Origin of the sequence: Cupriavidus sp. IDO (assembly GCF_000812465.1) — a bacterium.
Classification (GTDB): domain Bacteria; phylum Pseudomonadota; class Gammaproteobacteria; order Burkholderiales; family Burkholderiaceae; genus Cupriavidus.
Genome location: NZ_JWMA01000037.1, coordinates 1 through 18252, shown reverse-complemented (window position 1 = coordinate 18252; position 18252 = coordinate 1). Strand labels below are relative to the sequence as shown.

Below are 18252 nucleotides of genomic sequence, written 5' to 3'. Positions count from 1 at the left end.
AACGCAGTCGTCACCACAATGCGCCCAAGCACCTGCGTACGCCCGCTTGAAGCCGCAGCAGGCCCGGACAGTCCATTGATCCATGCCCCTGTTGCCGGGCCGTCACCGGAAGCGTGCTGCCAGACGCCTTCGACATAGGCCGCGGTCCGCTTTGAGAAGCAATACATGAGCGCGCTTTTCACCTGGATCGCATCATTGTGCTGGAGCAGGCCGGCGGCAGCCTGCTGGCGACCACCGGCATCGGCATCCCCGCCCCGCTGGGATGCGTGCGCAAGGGTGAAGCCGAGGGCCGCCTCGATGACGTGGTCAGTCCGCTTTCCTCTCTGGTGAAACGGCAGATCGCACGTTCACCAGCAAGCCATTGATATCGCATGCGGTCCTCATAAGCGCAAGCGCGCTCATGCAGCGATGGCATCGTCAAATTTTGTTGAACATTCTGTCAACGTGGGTGAGTATTGTATTGCCCATTTATCCAAGCAAGAATGGCAGGTTAAACGCGAAGGGACCGGGCAGCGCCCAAGGAATCTTTCGCATGGCGTCGACCCGACATTTGCTGCGATGTTCCAGAGACGGGTCATGCCTCGATACAGTCCAAGGAGACAAATAATGCAGACGCCTGACCAATCCCAGGGCATCGACTTCCCGCTTGAGGGCGTGCGCGTACTTGACCTGTCGCGTGTGTTTGCGGGACCGTTGTGCGGCCAGGTGCTGGCCGATTTCGGCGCAGAGGTGGTCAAGGTGGAACACCCCGCCCGCGGCGACGACACGCGCGACTGGGGCATGCGCATCGGCAAGACCGAGACGACTTACTACAACAGCATGAACCGCAACAAGCGGTCCATCACGCTGGATCTGCAGAGCAAGGAAGGCGTGCAGATTGTCTACGACCTGCTGCCGCAGTTCGACGTGGTCATCCACAATTTCAAGACCGGCGGGGCCGAAAAGCTTGGCCTCGGCTACGAACAGCTCAAGGCGATCAGGCCCGACCTGATCTACTGCGCGGTTTCCGGCTACAACACCAGCGGCCCCGAGGCCAAGCGCCCCGGCTACGATCTGGTGATCCAGGGCGAGGCCGGGCTCATGGCGCTGAACGGGGAAGCGAACACGCCGCCGCTGAAGTTCGGCGTGGCGGTGGTGGACCTGATGACCGGCATGTACGCCGCGCAGGCGGTGCTGGCGGCCCTGTTCCGCCGTGAGCGCAAGGGCAAGGGCCAACTGATCGAGATGGCGCTGTACGACTGCGGCCTGATGGTCACCGGCTATTACGGCCTGGACGCCATGCTGCTCGGGCGCGACCCCGCGCGCTATGGCAATGCCCATCCGTCCATCGTGCCCTATGGCATGTTCGAGGCCGCCGATGGCCCGCTGATCATCGCCGTCGGCAACAACAGCCAGTTCGACAAGTTCTGCCGCCAGGTCATCGAGCGCCCGGACATCGTCGAGGACCCGCGCTATGCCACCAATGTGGAGCGCGCCAAGAACCGCGAGACGTTGACCCCGCTGATTACCGGCCTGATTCGCGGCTTTGCGCGCGAACTGCTGCTTGAGCGCATGACGGCCTGCGGCATTCCCTGCGGCAAGGTGGCGGGACTGCACGAGGCATTGACCAGCGAGCGGACCCGCGAGGGTGGACTGCTGCGCGAGATGCCGCATCCCGTTGCTGGCAGTACGCACGTGTTCGCGCCCCCTTACCGACTGGATGGCCAGCGCCTGCCGATCCGCAACGCGCCGCCTACGCTGGGCGAGGGCACGCGTGCGGTACTGCAGAACCTGCTGCGGATGAGCGATGACCAGCTGCAGGAACTGCAGGCCCGCGGCGTGCTGACGCTGCCCGAGGCACCGAAGCCCGCGTAAGCATTCGCGCCCTGCAATGACTCAACCTGGAACAACAAACGTGCGCACTCGAAATTTCACCCATATGGTCCACTCCTGGCGCCGTGCCATCCTGGCACTGGCCGCAGCGCCGCTGCTCGTCGGCAGCGCTTTCGCGCAATCCTGGCCGAGCAAGCCGATCAGGCTCGTGGTGCCGTTCCCGCCGGGCGGCCCCACGGATACGGCGTCGCGCATCGTCGGCCAGAAGCTGGGCGCGCGCCTCGGGCAGCCGGTGGTGGTGGAGAACCGCGCCGGCGCATCCGGCTCCATCGCTGCCGCCCAGGTGGCCAAGAGCGCGCCCGACGGCTACACGCTGATGATGCTGGCCACGCCCACGCTGCTGGCGCCGCACCTGTACAAGAAGGCGGGCTACGACACCACCAAGGACTTCACGCCCGTTGCCACCGTCTATGACCTGCCGATCGTGGTGGTGGTCAACCCCACGCTGCTGCCCAACGTGACCGACCTGCCCAAGCTGATCGCACAGGCCAAGGCACAGCCGGGCAAACTCAACTACACCAGCTCCGGCGCCGGCAGCTTCGGCCACCTGAGCATGGAACTGCTCAAGCAGATGGGCGGCTTCGAGATGCAGCACGTGCCCTACAAGGGCGGCGTGCCCGCGATCAGCGACACCCTCGGCGGCCAGGTCCCGATCATGTACGCCGACCTCGTCGCCGCGCTGCCGCACATCCAGGCAGGCAAGCTGCGCGCCATCGCGGTCGGCTCGCCGCAGCGCGTCAGCATGCTGCCCGACGTCAAGACCATTGCCGAGCAAGGCTTCAAGGGCTACGACGCCGTGTCCTGGGGCGGCCTGCTGGCGCCGCCGGGCACGCCCAAGGAGGTGGTGGATCGCGTCGCCGGCGAGGTCGGCAAGATCCTGGCCGACAAGGATGTCCAGGACCAGCTGCTGAAGGCCGGTGCCATCGCCAACTTCCAGGCGCCGGCGCAGATGAGCCAGCGCATCCGGCAAGACTATGCCAAGTGGGGCAAGGTGATCCGCGACAGAGGCATCGCGGTCGAGTAAAGCGCCAGCATGCCGGGTACGCTGCAACGGCGGGCCCGGTACACACAATCCCGGGCGCTCAGGTTCCCAAGGGGCCGATATGGCTCGGTCGGGACGCCTCGCGGTCTCTCCGGCACAGCCTGAAGAAATGGGTTCTTCGCTGGATTGCGAGATTGGTTCTTGGCTGGCGTGGCTGTTTCGCCGGCGTAGCCGGCGACTCCCTTTTTGACTGCGCCAAAAAGGAAGCAAAAAGCGCCTTCTTGCCCGCCGGGCGGGAGTCTTACCGTAGTCTGCCGGCGTTTTTGTACGGGTATTCGCTTCAGGGCATAGCTGGACTGCCTGCCGCGCAGATCGCCAGGGGCAACGCCGGGAACGGCGCTGTCCTCCCGACCTCGTGAGAGCGGAGTGGCACGGTGATCGAGCGACATGCCTACGGCAAGAGTTTTTGGACCATGACGGTGGTGCGCGATTCGGCTGCGCATACCGACGAGCGTCAAGCTGCGTGCCACTCCGCTCTCACGAGGTCGGGAGGACGGCCTGTCAATGCCTCGCGCCGTCTCGTCACAACGCGGCAGGCATCGTAGCTATGCCCTGAAGCCAATACCCGTACAAGAACCGTCGAACACTACGATAAGACTGGCCGTCCGCCGAGGACAGTTAACGCGTTCTTTGGTTACTTTCTGTCGCTCGGACAGAAAGTGACTCGCCCTTCAGGGCGAAACCTGCGGCCGTCGACCTTCGACAACGCCCAACCGCAGCCACTAGCCTCAGGCCCGTCAGCAACACCCCCCTCCAAATCCCCCCACATATCAGCGAAGAACAAAAAAATGCCAGCCATCCCCGATGGCCAGCACCAAGCTCACAGCAGATGGAGACTCTAGCTGCATTACGCCAATCTGAACCTTCCCGCCAGCACCGGCTTCGTCCGCGTGGACTCGTCCGTTCGGAGTATGCGCATGCATGGCACGCGGCTCTAGTGTTCTCATTCCCCATGACATGAATGTAGGAGGAACCGATGGCCAAGGCCGAGAATCTCGTGACGTCGATCGAGGTGGAGATCGAAGCGCCAGCGTCGCTGGTATGGGAAGTGCTGACCGACTTCGCGCGCTACGCGGAATGGAATACGTTTTGCCCGGGCCTGGAGACCACCGGGCGGCTCGGCGACATGGTGTACATGCAGGTACGCATCCCGGGCACCGGCCAGGTCATTCCGGTCAACGAGACCCTGGTGGCCTGGGAGCCCGAACGCCTGCTCTCGTGGGAGCAACGTCCTGCCGACGACAACAAGGATGCTGCCCGGCGCGACCAGTACGTCGAAGCGATCGGGCCCGGGCGCACGCGCTACGTCACCACCGACCTGTTCCTCGGCCTGAACGCGGATGTCATCATGCGCGAGCACGGTGCCTGGGTGAAACGGGGCTTTGACCAGGTGGCCCGCGACGTGAAGGCGCGTGCGGAAGCGCTCAACGCGCAACGGCAGGCTACCTGACAGGCCTCCGGATTGATACCAGACCGGCCTGGACATGCAGGCCGGTGGTCCGGTCATTGCGGTGGCCGCTGGCTCAGCACCACCAGCGCCGCGGCGCCGCGGCCGCGCACGCAGGCGTCGTCGCAGTTGTCCTGCATCGCATCGGCGGCAATCATGCTGACTGCAGGCATCTCGTCCTGGCTGCCATGCGCCGCGGCAATGTCGCCGCCCATGGCAATCGCCCAGGCTGCTCCCACTGCGGCCCCGGCCCCGACCAGGCCTGCCGCCCAACGAACACCGAGCCGATTCATGGCTGTCTCCTACGCACCCGTGCCGGGTTTCAAGGCTTCTGACAGCATCGTAGTCAGCGCACACCCGAAGTTCTTCGTCCGAGCAGACTAAGGAGTATCCCGGACGAGCGCCGGGTCGCAAATGGCATTGGCCAGAATGCCTTGGGTCGCTGATGGAAGCCCATCGGGCAACCCGTCATGACCCAGGTACAGCCGCGCCAGGGAAGCAGCGCATCCGGAATGGCCGGACGGCGCGAAGTGCAGCGCCTGCGCGCTCAGCAAGCCCCACAGGTGCGCGACCAGCAGGCTGGCCAGGCCGGGCGCCGGCAGCAACACCGCCAGGGTTTCGCGAGCCGCCTCGATGCTCTGCAGCACGCGGGCGCGCAGCGGACAGAGCTCGCAGGCGTCGCCGCACTTGTGTTGCAACAGGAACGCCAGCAGGCTGACATGGCGCGCGATGTCGTCGCCATGGAGCAAGGCTGCCAGTGCCTGCTGCAGCGCGCGCGGGCCGGTGCCGCAAGCGCCCCGCGACAGCGGCGCAAGCCGTGCGGCGAAGTCGGCTTCGGCGCAGGACAGCAGCGCGCCCAGCAGTTCTGCACGGGAGCGGAAATGTGCGTAGACCGCCCCGCGCGTCATGCCGATGGCGCGGGCCACATCGTCAAGGGTGACGCAATGCAGCCCGCGCTCCCGGATCAGTTGCTGCGCGCTGGCCAGGATGCGCGCTCGCGTGACAGCGGCATCCTCGCGGGTACGCCGGGCCATCGGCGCGATGGTCCTACAGGAAATGCACGTCGTCCGGCCCCCAGTGGGCACGCATGCTCCGGATGCGGCCGTCTGCGCCGAACGTCATGATGTCGGTCACGTCGATGCGGGCCGGCCGCCCTTCCAGGCGGGCGTGCACCGCGAAGGTCAGCGCCGCGGCGTCGCCGTGCGACCCGCGTGGTGGCGCCACCACCTCGAGGCGCGCGCCCAGCGCCGTGGTGTGCTGGTAGAAGGCGAGGATGGCCGGCTTGCCGGCGATCGGCTGCGCGCCGACCGGGTCCTCCACCGTGGCATCGTCCGCATAGAGCTCGGCAACGCCCTGGGCGTCGCCTGCGTTGAAGCGCTCGACATAGTCGAGCAGCGTGGCTTTCATCACGGCGCTATCGGGCATCGGGTTCTCCTGGTCGGGTCATTCAGCGTGCGGTGTAGCCACCGTCGATCACCAGCTCTGCGCCGGTGACGTAGCGTCCGGCATCGGACACAAGGTAAAGGATGCCCGCCGCGATGTCACGCGGCTGGCCCACCTTGCCCATGGGAGTCTGGCCGCCGAGATAGTCGAACAGCGCCTCGCCCTGCCCCGAGACCTGGGCCACGTGTTCGAGCATCGGCGTGCGGATATAGCCGGGATGGATCGAATTGGCGCGGATCCCCTTGCCGGCGTAGAGCATGGCATCGGTCTTGGCCATCATCCGCACCGCCGCCTTGGACGCATGGTAGGGCGGCACGTCCGGGCCCGCAGCGATGCCGTACATCGACGACACATTGACAATGGCACCGCCGCCGGCGCGCTCCATGTGCGCAATGGCGTGCTTGGTGCACAGGAATGTGCCCGTCACGTTCACCGCCATCACCTGTTGCCATTGCTCCAGCGTCACCTGGTGGGTCGGTTCGTTGGGCCCTTCGATGCCGGCGTTGTTCACCACGATGCCAAGGCCGCCGAAGCGGGCCGCGATCTCATCGAACACGCGCGACACCTCGCTTTCGCTGGTGACATCGAGCTTCCAGAATGCAGCCTCGCCGCCGTCGGCGCAGATGCGCTCGGCCGTGGCCTTGCCGTCGGCTTCCAGCACATCGAGCACGGCGACCTTCGCGCCCGCGGCTGCCAGCACACGAGCAGTTTCCGCGCCGATGCCGCGCGCGGCACCGGTAATGGCGGCGACCTTGCCGCGCAAGTCGAACAGGCTATACGGGTATTCCATGGTGTCTCCTCTGTCTCGTTATGTGGGCGCCAATTATGCCGCGGCGCCCGGCGCCGTGTCGGCCAGGAAGCCGAGACATTCGCGGTTGAAATAGGCCGCGTGCTCAACCATCACCCAGTGGCCACAACGGTTGATCATGACAAAGCGCGCGTCGGCGCAGCCGTCCAGGAATTTCATGGCGCCCGACGCGGGATTGAACCGGTCCTCCGTGCCCCAGAAGCCAAGCACCGGACACCGGAGCTCGCCCAGCCGCGCCGTCAGGTTGGGCACCTTCATGGTGGCCAGCACCTCGCGCGGCTGCTCGCGGCACACCGCCATGCGCTCGTCGACCAGCGCGTCGGTCACCAGGCTGGCGTCGTGCACCAGCAGCTGCAGCAGCTGGTGCATGGTGTCCGGGTTCATGTGCCCGCCGGTGAACAGCGACACCATGCGCTGGATGCCCTCCATCTGGAAATAGGTCTCGCGTTCTTCCACGCCGCCGGGCGCCATCATCACCAGGCGGCTGACATGCTCCGGGAAGTCCAGCGCGTACTGCAGCGCGATGGCCCCGCCAAGCGAATTGCCTACCAGCACGCAGCGCGGCAACTCCAGTGCCAGCAGTTGCTCACGCAGCGCGGCGACGAAGAAGTCCAGCGTGTATTCGACATCGTCCGGCTTGGCCGACAGGCCATACCCGGGCAGGTCCACCACCACGGTGCGAAAGCCCGCCCCGGCAAAGGCCGGCACGTTGTGGCGGAAGTTGCTGTGCCCGCTCGCGCCCGGCCCGCTGCCGTGGATAAAGACCACCGGCTCGCCGCTGCCCGAGTCCAGACAGTGCAGGCGCAGCCCCGTGGACGTGGTGATGAAGCGCCCGACCGGCAGGTTCGGGTGCGGGGACAAGGGCGTGTGCTGTGACGTAACGGACATGAGGGCGTCTCCCGTGGTTTTGCCGAGCAGTTTGCGCAGCCCTGGCACCCCGGGCATCGTTCATTCGGACTACGAGCGGCACGGCCACTTCTCCTACGATGGGCGCTCCATGCATCAGGGGGGACCCATGAGAGGATTTGACTACACCGGCCAGACCGTACTGGTGACCGGCGGCATGCGCGGCATCGGCCGTGCCATCAGCGAGGCCTTCCTGCGTGCCGGCGCGCAGGTCTTCGTATGCGGCCGCACCGCACCCGCCCATGACGGCGAACTGCCGAACGCGGATGGCCGCACCGCCCGCTTCATCGCGGCGGACATTCGTGACATCGAGCAGCTCGATGCCATGCTCGCCCGGATCGCGCAGGCCAGCGCCTCGCTCGACGTGGTGGTTCACAACGCCGGCGGGTCACCGTTCGCGCTGGTTGCGGAGGCTTCGCCACGACTGCTGGAATCGGTCATCCGGCTCAATCTGGTAGCGCCCCTGCAGCTCGCGCAGCGCGCCAACGCGCGGATGCAGCAGCAGGCAGGCGGCGGCACGCAGCTGTTCGTCGGCAGCGTCAGCGCGCTGCGTCCTTCGCCGGGCACGGCCGCCTACGGCGCCGCGAAAGCCGGCATCCTCAATGCCGTGCGCACGCTCGCGGTGGAATGGGCGCCCAGGGTACGCGTCGCCGCGGTCAGCCCCGGCATGGTGCTGACCGATACCTCGCAGCAGCAGCACTACGGCGACCCTGAAGCACTGCGCGCCATGGCCGCAACGGTGCCGCTGGGCCGCCTTGCACAGCCGGGCGACATCGCCGACGCGTGCCTGTTCCTCGCATCGCCGCAGGCGTCTTACGTATCGGGGGCCAATCTCGTGATCGACGGTGGCGGCGAACGCCCGGGCTTTCTCGACGCGGCCTCGCTCAATCGTGGCTGACCGGCTGCGCCCGTAGGGAAACCGCCTAGTCCGTTCTGCCGATTTGTGCATGGCTCCCCCTCTCTACGCTTGCGGCCAGACGAGCGCCAATCGAAGTGCCAGGCAATGAGAACCACCACCGAAACCAAGGGGAGACCACCATGCACAATCCACCACTCGGCCCACTGAAACGCCGCAACCGGCTGAGGCCAATCGCCGCCGCGGCGGCACTGGCCGCACTGCTGGCGCCGCCCGCGCGCGCGGGCGACACCGTTGACCTCGGCCACGACACGACGCTCGACTACAGCATCACCGCAAGCTACGGGGCGGCGGTGCGCACCAGCCACCAGAGCAATACGCTGCTGAGCCCGGCCAATATCAACGGCGACGACGGCAACCGCAACTTCAGGCAGGGCGACATGATCGCCAACCGCACTTCCCTGCTTGGCGAAGCGCATGTGCAGCACGACGCCTTCGGCGCACTGGTGCGCGGCAGCGTGTTCTATGACTGGGCCTACAGCGGCACCAACTCCAACAACGCGCCCTTCACGGTCAACCACAGCGGCCCGTTCAACCAGTTCACCGAATCGGCGCGCGACTATCACGAGTCCCGCGCGCAGCTGCTGGATGCCTATGTCTATGGTGCGGTCCCCGTCGGCAGCACGCAGCTGAGCTTCAAGCTCGGCAACCAGGTGGTGGCATGGGGCGAGAGCCTGTTCTTCGCCAATATCGCCGGCGCGCAAGGGCCTGCCGACGCGACCAAGGCATTCGTGCCGGGCGCCGAGGTCAAGGACATCCTGCTGCCGGTCCCGCAGGCTTCGCTGCAGCTGCAGGTCACGCCCGCATTCAGTGTGATGGGCTACTACCAGTTCACCTACAAGCCGAACCAGCTCTCCGCGCCCGGCAGCTACTTCAGCACCAGCGACCTGGTCGGACCGGGCGCGGAGTTCATCATCGGGCCGGGCTTCCGCATCCCGCGCGGCCCGGACATCCGCCCCTCCGACTGGGGACAGTGGGGCATCGGCACGCGCTTCCGCGTATTCGAAGGCACCGAGATCGGGCTTTACCAGCTGCGCTACCACGACAAGAACCCGAGCGTCGTCACCTCGCTCTTCCCTACGCTGCAGTACCAGCAGAAGTTCTTCGGCGGCATCAACCTGACCGGCGCCAGCTTCTCCACGCAAGTGCTGGGCGCCAACGTCGCCGGTGAAGTCAGCTACAAGGACGGCATACCGATGCTGGTGAACGTGGCAGGCTCACCGACTGCCTCGCCCGGCAGGGCGCTGCAGGGGCAGCTCTCCGCCATCTACTCGGTGGGTCCCACCTTCCTGGCCAACTCACAGTCGCTGGTTGGCGAAATCGCCTACCTGCACGTGCTGGGCGTGGATTCGGTGATGGGCTTCAGCGAGCTGACCAACACTCGCAATTCGGCGGCATTCCAGCTGGGCTGGTCGCTGACCTACAACAACGTATTCGATGGCTGGGACCTGACGGTGCCGCTCACCTATGCGCAGCAGTTCAGCGGCAGGTCTGCCGTGGCGGGCGCCTTCGGCACGCTGATGGGCTATGGCGACAAGCGCGCCAGCGTGGGGCTGACCTTCAAGTACCTGAACAACCTGGAGCTCAACCTGACCTATTCCGCGTTCCTTGGCGGGCCGAGCATTACCAACCGCCCGCTGGCTGACCGCGACTACGTGGCCTTCAACGCCAAGTACTCGTTCTGAGGCCAGTTCCGATCCGAACTGCCGCGGCGCGCTGCCGCTGCGGCAGTGATTTCCGACCTTCCCGTTATGACCGCCGACCTGATCACAACGCTCAGCAACGAACTCCACCATGCGCTGCTTACGCGCTCGCCGGTGCCGCCACTCAGTGGCCGCGGACTGGGGCTCGACGTGCGCGATGCCTATCGCATCCAGCAAGGCTTTATTGCCCACCGGCTGGCGGCCGGCGACCGCGTCACCGGCAAGAAGATCGGCGTGACCAGCGAGGCCGTGCAGCAGATGCTGGATGTGCATCAGCCGGACTTCGGCATTCTGCTGCAAAGCATGCAATACGCCGCCGGCCAGCCCATTCCCGCCGACACCCTGATCCAGCCGCGCGCCGAGGGCGAGATCGCCTTCTTCCTGCGGCGCGATCTGCGCGGACCGGGTGTCACGCGCGACGAGGTGCTCGACGCCACCGAAGCGGTGGCGGCCTGCTTCGAGATCGTGGATTCGCGCATCCGGGACTGGCGCATCCGCATTGAAGACACCGTCGCCGACAACGCCTCCTGCGGCGTCTATGTGCTGGGCGAAGCGCGCGTCAGCCCGCATGCGCTGGACCTGGGCGCGTGCGCGATGACGCTCAAGAAGAACGGCGAGTGCGTGGCCACCGGACTCGGCAGCGCCGCGCTGGGCCACCCCGCCGACGCGGTGGCGTGGCTGGCGAACACGCTCGGCAGCTTCGGCATTCCCCTGCTTGCCGGCGAGACCATCCTGTCGGGCTCGCTGGCGGCGCTGATTCCCGTGCAGGCCGGCGACCGGCTGTCCATGCACATCACCGGCATTGGCGGCTGCACCGCCGTGTTCTCCTGACTTCCTGACTTCCTGACTTTGCGACGCGAGACATCATGAACAAGATCCGATGTGCCCTGATCGGGCCCGGCAATATCGGCACCGACCTGCTCTACAAGCTGCGCCGCAGCCAAATCCTGGAACCGGTCTGGATGGTCGGCGTGGAGCCAGGCTCCGAAGGCCTGGCCCGTGCGCGCGAGCTCGGGCTGAAGACCACCAGCGACGGCATCGACGGCCTGCTGCCGCACCTGGAAGCCGACGATATCCGCATCGCCTTCGATGCCACCTCTGCTTATGTCCACGCTGAACACTCGGCGAAACTGACCGCGCGCGGCGTGCGCGTGATCGACCTCACGCCGGCGGCGATAGGGCCGTTCTGCGTGCCACCGGTCAACCTCGAGGCCCATATCGGCAGCAACGAGATGAACGTCAACATGGTGACGTGCGGCGGCCAGGCAACCATCCCGATGGTGTACGCCGTGTCGCGCGTGCAGCCGGTGGCGTATGGCGAGATCGTGGCGACGGTGTCGTCGCGCTCGGTCGGGCCAGGCACGCGCCGCAATATCGACGAGTTCACCCGTACCACCGCGGGCGCGATCCAGGCCGTGGGCGGTGCCCGCCAGGGCAAGGCCATCATCGTGATCAACCCGGCCGAGCCGCCGCTGATCATGCGCGACACCATCCACTGCCTGACCGACGACGCGCCCGACGTTGCCGCGATTACCGCCTCGGTGCACGACATGATTGCCGAAGTCCGCAAGTACGTGCCCGGCTACACCCTGAAGAACGGGCCAGTGTTCGACGGCAAGCGCGTCTCGATCTTCCTGGAGGTGGAAGGCCTTGGCGACTACCTGCCGAAGTACGCCGGCAACCTGGACATCATGACTGCCTCCGCCGCCCGCACCGCCGAGTGCATCGCCGCCGCCATGCGCGCCGGCAATCCTGAAACCGCCACCGCCTGAGGAGCCGAGCCATGGGCCAACGCATCACCCTGCACGACATGACCCTGCGCGACGGCATGCACCCGAAGCGCCACCAGATCTCGCTGGAACAGATGAAAGGCATCGCACGCGGGCTGGACGCCGCCGGCGTGCCGCTGATCGAAGTCACCCACGGCGACGGCCTCGGCGGCGCGTCAGTCAACTACGGCTTTCCGGCGCACAGCGACGAGGAATACCTGCGCGCGGTGCTGGGCGAGCTGAAGCAGGCGCGCGTCTCCGCGCTGCTGCTGCCCGGCATCGGCACCGTGGACCACCTGCGCATGGCGCACGAGATCGGCGTGCATACCATCCGCGTCGCCACCCATTGCACCGAGGCCGACGTCTCCGAGCAGCATATCGGCATGGCGCGCAAGCTCGGCATGGACACCGTCGGCTTCCTCATGATGGCGCACATGGCACCGGCGCAGACGCTGGTGGAGCAGGCCCTGATGATGGAAAGCTACGGCGCCGACTGCCTGTACATCACCGACTCGGCCGGCCATATGCTGCCCCACGATGTCACCGAAAAGCTGACCGCCGTGCGGCAGGCGCTGCGCCCCGAGACCGAGCTCGGCTTCCATGGCCACCACAACCTGGCCATGGGCGTGGCCAACTCGCTCGCCGCGATTGCCTGCGGTGCCACCCGCATCGATGCCGCCGCCGCGGGACTGGGCGCCGGTGCCGGCAATACGCCGATGGAAGTGCTGGTGGCCGTGTGCGAGCGCATGGGCATCGAGACCGGCGTCGACGTGTTCCGCATTGCCGACGTGGCCGAAGACCTCGTGGTCCCGATCATGGACCACCCGATCCGCATCGACCGCGACGCGCTCACGCTCGGCTACGCCGGCGTGTATTCGTCCTTCCTGCTGTTCGCCAAGCGCGCCGAGGCCAAGTACCGCATCCCCGCGCGCGAGATCCTGGTCGAGCTCGGCCGGCAGCGGCTGGTGGGCGGGCAGGAGGACATGATCGAGGATACGGCGATCACGCTTGCGCGCGAGCGCGGGCTGCCGGTGTCGTAGCGGCCGGCCGCGCCGGATCAGAACAAGTCCGGCGCCGCCTCCGCGCTGCCGGGCACTGCATTCCCACGCACAGACAAAGGAGACAGGTTCCGATGCTTCGCCTTTCCGCCCGCCTGCGGCCCGGCATCCTCGGTATCGCCGCCGCGGCAACAGCCGCCGCGGCCAGCCCCGCCCACGCACTCAATGTGCTGCTGACCAATGACGACGGCTGCGCCGCGCCCGGCATCACTGCCGTTCGCAAGGCCCTGCAGGAGGCCGGCCACCGCGTGATCACGGTAGGCCCCGCCACCAACCAGAGCGGCTCCGGCGGCGCCTATGCCGTGCCCGACGGCAGCACCCGGCTGGTGATCGAACCACTCGCCGGCAGCGCGGAAACGTTCTGCGTGCACCGGGTCAGGCCGGGCTTCGTTGCAGGCAGCGTGCTCAATGCCACCAACCCGGACTACCTGGGCAGCGGCACGCCGGTGGACGCCACCGCGATGGGCCTCAGGATCATCGGACCGGAGAACGGCTTCGCGCCGGACCTGGTCGTCTCCGGGGCCAATTTCGGCGAGAACCTGTCGGATTCCATCCCGCACTCGGGCACGGTGATGAACGTGCTGTTCGCCGCGCGCCGTGGCGTGCCCGCCATCGCGCTGAGTGTCGGCGTGGACTTTACCGAGGCACGCACCGGCTTTGCGAGCACCCTGGCAACGATTCCCAGGGCCGGAGCCTTCCTGGCCCGCGTGATCGCCAGCCTGGAAGCCAGGCGCGTTCCCGGCCAGCCGCTACTGCCGGCGGCCCACCCGTTGAGCATCAACTACCCCGTCGTCACCGGCTGGAAAGCCCCAGCGGGCGTACGTCTGACGGTCGCTGGCACAGTGGATTCATTCACGACCGTCTACAAGCGCAATCCCGACCACACGGTAGCGATCGGCGTTGGCGCCCCGGACACCGAGCCGCCCGAGCTGGCGCGGATCGCCGAGACGCCTGCCTTCCTTGCCGGGCACATCACCATCTCGCCGCTCGAGGTCGGCTTCCGCCCCACACCGACGGCACGCGAACAGTTCAGCCATGCGCACCGTGAGCTGGTAAAGCTGGCGCCTTAGAACATATTTCAACGGGAGCAGGCGGACCTCCGTCCGCTCGAGCCGACTGGCCTCTTCTATTCGATTTGCGTGCAAGGTTACTTCCCGTCGCGCTAAGCGTGTGCCGCCACCCGTCGCGTCTCCCGGCGGCGCGACGGGTGGCGGCGATTGGGCACGCTCGGGAAGGAAAGGCCCACGCGTGGAACTGAATGGCGGCCGGTAAGGCGGTGCGGGTAGCAGGAATGATCGTGCTACGCGCTTGTTGCCGCCGGCAGCTGCAAGAACTATGTGCCTAGGGTCTGTTCACAGGCCGCGCCAGTTGCCTCGTGCTGCATGGTGGCGCAAGCACGAGCGAACGGTCCCACTGGTCTGTGCTCCGCCAGAATCTGTCGAGCCGTGGGATTGGGTCGGTTGCCGTGGATTTCTCCAGGCACGGAGAGAGCTCGGCACGAACAGCCAACTCCCTGAGTAAGCGTGACCGCGAGGCACTTGCAGCGTTGCAGTACCTTGATGAAGCCGAGCCGCGCGCTGTCGTTGGCATCAGCATGAGTGGTGAAATCGCCGTGCGCCTTGCCGCTGACCCTCGCGACCGCATAGCGCGACTGATCACAGTGGTCGGCGCCGCCTACGATTCAGAAGCTTTGGCTTGGCGCCACGCGCGGTCCGATGTCGTTCTGCCGGATGTCGAAACTGAATGGCTAGAATTTCGGTCGCAACCAAAGATTCAAATTCCGCGTTAGTCGCCATCTCCATGATGTCCATGGTATCCGTGGTGCCGGGGGCCCTAATACCCGTACGGACCGTAGTATCCACCACCATAGTACCCGCCATCATACGGCACCACGACGCAACCGCCGAGCAGCGTAGATGCGGCAAAGGCTTTCATGGCGCTTCCCTTATCTTGAACAAACGCGGAGAGGACAGGCTGGCTTTCCAGCCAACCTGGACCCTCCGCAAAGCTCCTGCACTCAGGCTACGTTGCAGCGGCCTTGGCCCCGGCAACGCCCCCTCGGTTCGCCCAATGGGAGCAGCTTATTGCTTCTTCGTCTTGTCCACGCTGGCTGCGGCCTTCGCGCCTTCGGGCTGCGCCTCGGCCTTACCGCCAAGAACGGCACTGTCCCGAGCCGAGTTGACTCATAACTCGTGACAATCCGTAAGTTCTGAAACAGGCAAGCTCAAGTCGCGAATACAGCTGGATGCGCCTCCCCCCGCACGAGTCTTTGTCCATTCGGAAGTACTCCGACCCCTGTCCACGCAGAAGCCGCTCGGTTGTGTTGCAGACCCCAAAGTCCAGCTGGACAGCTAGCGCCTCGACGTGGCGTTACAGAAAGTCACCGCTGTGCGAATCCGCTAATACACCGTCGAACAATGCTGACCTAGAGTCTCTGCAAGAGAAAAAGGAGAAAATTATGGTCGCTGATGCCCGCCTGCGTGGCGTCGATACCCTGGTCGTCGGAACTAGAGCGGCAGCTGACTATTTCTCCCGCCTTGGCTTCACGCCCATTGACCCTGCTACCATCCCTCCGGAATTGCTGGCTTCAGGTGAATTCGCTAGCATCAGTATCAATGAAACGCCCCTATTGACGGCTGAGCTCTAGCTACGCAGCACAGTGAGCTATCCCGCTACAACACCGCTGAGCCGTTCAGAGAGAAGACCGACACATGCCGAGTCATAACCGCTAACAGTTTGTATTGAAGTACCCTCGGCGGCGCATGATGAGGAGGAATAATATTGTGACCAAAGCAATTGTCGGCAAACCTGGACTGACGGCAGACGACGTCAACGATGAATCCGAAGCCAATTGCCAAATTGAGGAACTGCCAATGCGTAAAGTTCGCGTCATTCTTTATATTTCGCGCAGACATCTCGACAACATTTTCGGTTGCGCTGCACGTGGCAGGTTCTCACTGAAGAGCGAAGGCGGTTTCCAAATTTCCCTAACCACCGCTCTCGCCTACCGAAAACTCAGCTCCAACGGATAAAGCGGCGTCCAATCTACGCACGGAACAACACCCGCCGGTGTGCGCTACAAGCACCCTTGCGGAATGGGTAGCGAGAGTCGGTTTGATGTATGCGAGCGCCGCCCCCAAACTGCTCGTTCTTGCTGTTTGCGGATTGGCATGTTGCTGGCCGCTTCGGCACATCCATTCCAACTGCCGCGCGCAAGGTACGTACTTCCTCCAACGACAAGTGCCTCGAGAGAGGGGCTCGCTTCGGCCCGCGAAAGTTGACAACAGCGCCCCCATTGCCGTTAGGATCAACAGTCACCTCTAGCGAGTACCTTCGGCCGTCAGCGGATTCAAAGCCAAAACTGAAAGAGGGAAAGGGGGGCGTTTGCATCAAGCCGTGCCACCCATCGCGATGAGCTTCCAGCCAGCGCGATAACAGCAGGGCCTGCTCCAGGGTCAAAGGCACGGTGCACCAATGCCCCTCGCCTCCCTGCACGTCAACTGCACCGGCGACGACCGGGGCGAAGTAAATCTTGTGAGTGGGGTCGAGGTCGCAGCCCGTTAGGCCCAACGCCAGGGTGGCAGCTAAGATGAGCCGGATTAAAGGCGACATTTCCCAGTCGTTGAATGCTTGAACCCTGGTCTGCCTGAAAATGCGGCGCAATATAGGTACATATTGACCTGCGCGTTGTCCATGGATGAGGAACGCGAGCCGCCTACGTCGAAGGAAGCCGCTCAAGGTTTTTGTGGCGCCATAAATTCAATGCTGACGTCCTTGGTCTCGCTGATGTCATACCGTTCGGCCAGACGCTCCCAGATACGCTCAGCGTCACCATCAAAACAGGGCCAGCCTGATAACAAGTACCGCCGGCCGCTGGAAGTTACTCCGACCCCCGTGACAGTATCGAAGGACTGGATAGCGCTGCTCACACGACCCTCGTGGTTCTCTACGCAATACCCCACGAAATGACGTTGGCCCAGCCTTGTTTCGCGGACTCTCCAGCGCTCAAGTGTTACATGTGGTTGTACGTTGACGAGTGCAACGGTGCTAACAGGCATGATGATTTCAACTCCTGAAAGCGCAAGCAGCCCCTGGCCAAAGCCACATGGTTGCCTGTGACAGGATCTAGTTCTATGAGTTCGAGATTGAGGCGTGGGTAGCCACAGCAGAATCGCCGGACCGCACGTCTTAACTTATGCTTAAAGAGTATAAGCACCGCATCACCCACAATTCCGAGTGGCCTGACGCGCATTGTTTGCCACCGCACAATTCCGTGGGATGGATGATGGACTCGCGCTGGCGCAGGAGCTTTTTAATTCTCAGTTCCTTTCACTCATGCACTACCTGCCAGCGCTCGGCCCAAGCTTCCAACAGGTGTATCGCTATGGGATCTGTCGAACCGGCGGCGGTCTCGGACGGTACGACGTCTGATAGCGGGGCCAAAGGCGTTCTCGCTCCAGGGTTGGCTTCAGATTCGAGCCGAATATGTGTGCAACGCCAGGGTCGTGCCGCCCTATGCCACGCCGGCGCTGGACGTGGATCTAAAGACAAGGAGCCAGTGGTAACCCTGAAAAGCGCTTCATTTATGAAACAAGCCAACTCTTCGAAGAGCGAGCGAAGATCGCCGGCGCGCGAGGGTTGAACAGGGCCGACCGCCTACAAAAAAAGAACCCGCGTTACCGAGGATGGTAGCGCGGGTGGTAGTGGGATCCTACAGCGCTCAATTTAAAGGCGAATTAGATAACCCTAATATCAGGGTTAACTATTGTGTTGCTCAGACGCCTCCGTCATTGGCTCGACACAGGACAGGGATACCCACCACGCCTGGCTGTCTGCAGTAAGGCCGCACTGTTTCCTTCCGGTCAAAGCATACTATGTTCAGCGCTCCGGCCTGTGTGGGGCGCTGGACAGTTCATCAGACCTCACTGCATGTGCTGCCCACCGTTGATGGCAATATTCGCCCCCGTCACGAAAGCGGCGTCCTCCGAGCATAGGTACACAATCAATGCCGCCACCTCTTCCGGCTTCCCAAGACGGCCGACAGGAATTTGCGGGATGATTTTGGTATCGAGAATCTCCTGTGGCACGGCGGTCACCATCTTGGTGCCAATGAAGCCAGGCGAAACGGTGTTGACCGTCACACCGCTCTTCGCAACTTCGAGTGCCAATGACTTCGTAAAGCCATGCATTCCGGCTTTGGCTGCAGCGTAGTTGGTTTGGCCGAAGCCGCCTTTGGAGCCGATGATGGAGGATATGCTGATGATGCGGCCCCAGCCTCGCCTCACCAT

The 18252-nt window shown here is 64.6% G+C and carries 18 protein-coding genes; 12 read left to right on the top strand and 6 right to left on the bottom strand.

Going from position 1 to position 18252, the window contains the following annotated elements:
• The first annotated feature begins 197 nt into the window (after positions 1 to 197).
• The 4 genes from RM96_RS39345 (at position 198) to RM96_RS13195 (ending at position 4364) form a co-directional block, all read left to right on the top strand.
• Positions 198 to 365: a hypothetical protein gene (locus RM96_RS39345; protein ID WP_193752450.1), complete on the top strand. Its 168-nt coding sequence runs from the start codon at positions 198 to 200 to the stop codon at positions 363 to 365.
• Between the two features lie 241 nt (positions 366 to 606).
• Positions 607 to 1854 carry a CaiB/BaiF CoA transferase family protein gene (locus tag RM96_RS13205; RefSeq protein WP_039011090.1) on the top strand — a complete coding sequence of 416 codons (1248 nt, stop codon included), beginning with the start codon at positions 607 to 609 and terminating at the stop codon, positions 1852 to 1854.
• 64 nt (positions 1855 to 1918) lie between these two features.
• Positions 1919 to 2896 (top strand): Bug family tripartite tricarboxylate transporter substrate binding protein, encoded by a 978-nt coding sequence (locus tag RM96_RS13200; RefSeq protein WP_039011089.1) that lies wholly within the window; start codon positions 1919 to 1921, stop codon positions 2894 to 2896.
• A 994-nt stretch (positions 2897 to 3890) separates the two neighbouring features.
• Positions 3891 to 4364 carry an SRPBCC domain-containing protein gene (locus RM96_RS13195; RefSeq protein WP_039011087.1) on the top strand — a complete coding sequence of 158 codons (474 nt, stop codon included), beginning with the start codon at positions 3891 to 3893 and terminating at the stop codon, positions 4362 to 4364.
• Positions 4365 to 4417: 53 nt separating this feature from the next.
• Here RM96_RS13195 and RM96_RS13190 read toward each other — a convergent pair whose 3' ends face one another.
• From RM96_RS13190 to RM96_RS13170, 5 genes are all read right to left on the bottom strand, one after another.
• Positions 4418 to 4654, bottom strand: a complete 237-nt coding sequence (locus tag RM96_RS13190) for a hypothetical protein (protein WP_039011085.1) — start codon at positions 4652 to 4654, stop codon at positions 4418 to 4420.
• 87 nt (positions 4655 to 4741) lie between these two features.
• Positions 4742 to 5395, bottom strand: coding sequence for a TetR/AcrR family transcriptional regulator (locus RM96_RS13185; RefSeq protein ID WP_039011083.1), 654 nt, complete (start codon positions 5393 to 5395; stop codon positions 4742 to 4744).
• A 13-nt stretch (positions 5396 to 5408) separates the two neighbouring features.
• Positions 5409 to 5786 (bottom strand): nuclear transport factor 2 family protein, encoded by a 378-nt coding sequence (locus RM96_RS13180; protein WP_039011082.1) that lies wholly within the window; start codon positions 5784 to 5786, stop codon positions 5409 to 5411.
• A 22-nt stretch (positions 5787 to 5808) separates the two neighbouring features.
• Complete coding sequence (locus RM96_RS13175; protein WP_039011081.1) at positions 5809 to 6594, bottom strand: SDR family NAD(P)-dependent oxidoreductase; 786 nt, start codon at positions 6592 to 6594, stop codon at positions 5809 to 5811.
• 33 nt (positions 6595 to 6627) lie between these two features.
• Positions 6628 to 7500 (bottom strand): alpha/beta fold hydrolase, encoded by an 873-nt coding sequence (locus RM96_RS13170; protein ID WP_039011113.1) that lies wholly within the window; start codon positions 7498 to 7500, stop codon positions 6628 to 6630.
• A 127-nt stretch (positions 7501 to 7627) separates the two neighbouring features.
• Here RM96_RS13170 and RM96_RS13165 point away from each other — a divergent pair, with 127 nt between their 5' ends.
• The 8 genes from RM96_RS13165 (at position 7628) to RM96_RS38605 (ending at position 15996) form a co-directional block, all read left to right on the top strand.
• Positions 7628 to 8416, top strand: coding sequence for an SDR family oxidoreductase (locus RM96_RS13165; protein WP_039011080.1), 789 nt, complete (start codon positions 7628 to 7630; stop codon positions 8414 to 8416).
• Between the two features lie 140 nt (positions 8417 to 8556).
• Complete coding sequence (locus RM96_RS13160) at positions 8557 to 10119, top strand: DUF1302 domain-containing protein (protein ID WP_039011078.1); 1563 nt, start codon at positions 8557 to 8559, stop codon at positions 10117 to 10119.
• A gap of 66 nt (positions 10120 to 10185) precedes the next feature.
• On the top strand, positions 10186 to 10968 hold the full coding sequence (gene dmpE / locus RM96_RS13155; protein WP_039011077.1) for a 2-oxopent-4-enoate hydratase: 783 nt from the start codon (positions 10186 to 10188) through the stop codon (positions 10966 to 10968).
• Between the two features lie 35 nt (positions 10969 to 11003).
• Positions 11004 to 11909, top strand: coding sequence for an acetaldehyde dehydrogenase (acetylating) (locus RM96_RS13150; RefSeq protein WP_039011075.1), 906 nt, complete (start codon positions 11004 to 11006; stop codon positions 11907 to 11909).
• Between the two features lie 11 nt (positions 11910 to 11920).
• A complete protein-coding gene (dmpG, locus tag RM96_RS13145; RefSeq protein ID WP_039011074.1) occupies positions 11921 to 12946 on the top strand; it encodes a 4-hydroxy-2-oxovalerate aldolase in 1026 nt (341 codons plus the stop codon).
• A gap of 92 nt (positions 12947 to 13038) precedes the next feature.
• Entirely contained in the window at positions 13039 to 14034 is a 996-nt protein-coding gene (gene surE, locus RM96_RS13140) for a 5'/3'-nucleotidase SurE (protein WP_039011073.1), read from the top strand.
• A 278-nt stretch (positions 14035 to 14312) separates the two neighbouring features.
• Positions 14313 to 14753 (top strand): alpha/beta fold hydrolase, encoded by a 441-nt coding sequence (locus RM96_RS37065; RefSeq protein WP_082016535.1) that lies wholly within the window; start codon positions 14313 to 14315, stop codon positions 14751 to 14753.
• A gap of 994 nt (positions 14754 to 15747) precedes the next feature.
• On the top strand, positions 15748 to 15996 hold the full coding sequence (locus RM96_RS38605) for a hypothetical protein (protein WP_152624105.1): 249 nt from the start codon (positions 15748 to 15750) through the stop codon (positions 15994 to 15996).
• A gap of 1890 nt (positions 15997 to 17886) precedes the next feature.
• Here RM96_RS38605 and RM96_RS13130 read toward each other — a convergent pair.
• The coding region (locus RM96_RS13130; RefSeq protein WP_039011070.1) for an SDR family oxidoreductase at positions 17887 to 18252 on the bottom strand (366 nt) is incomplete at its 5' end.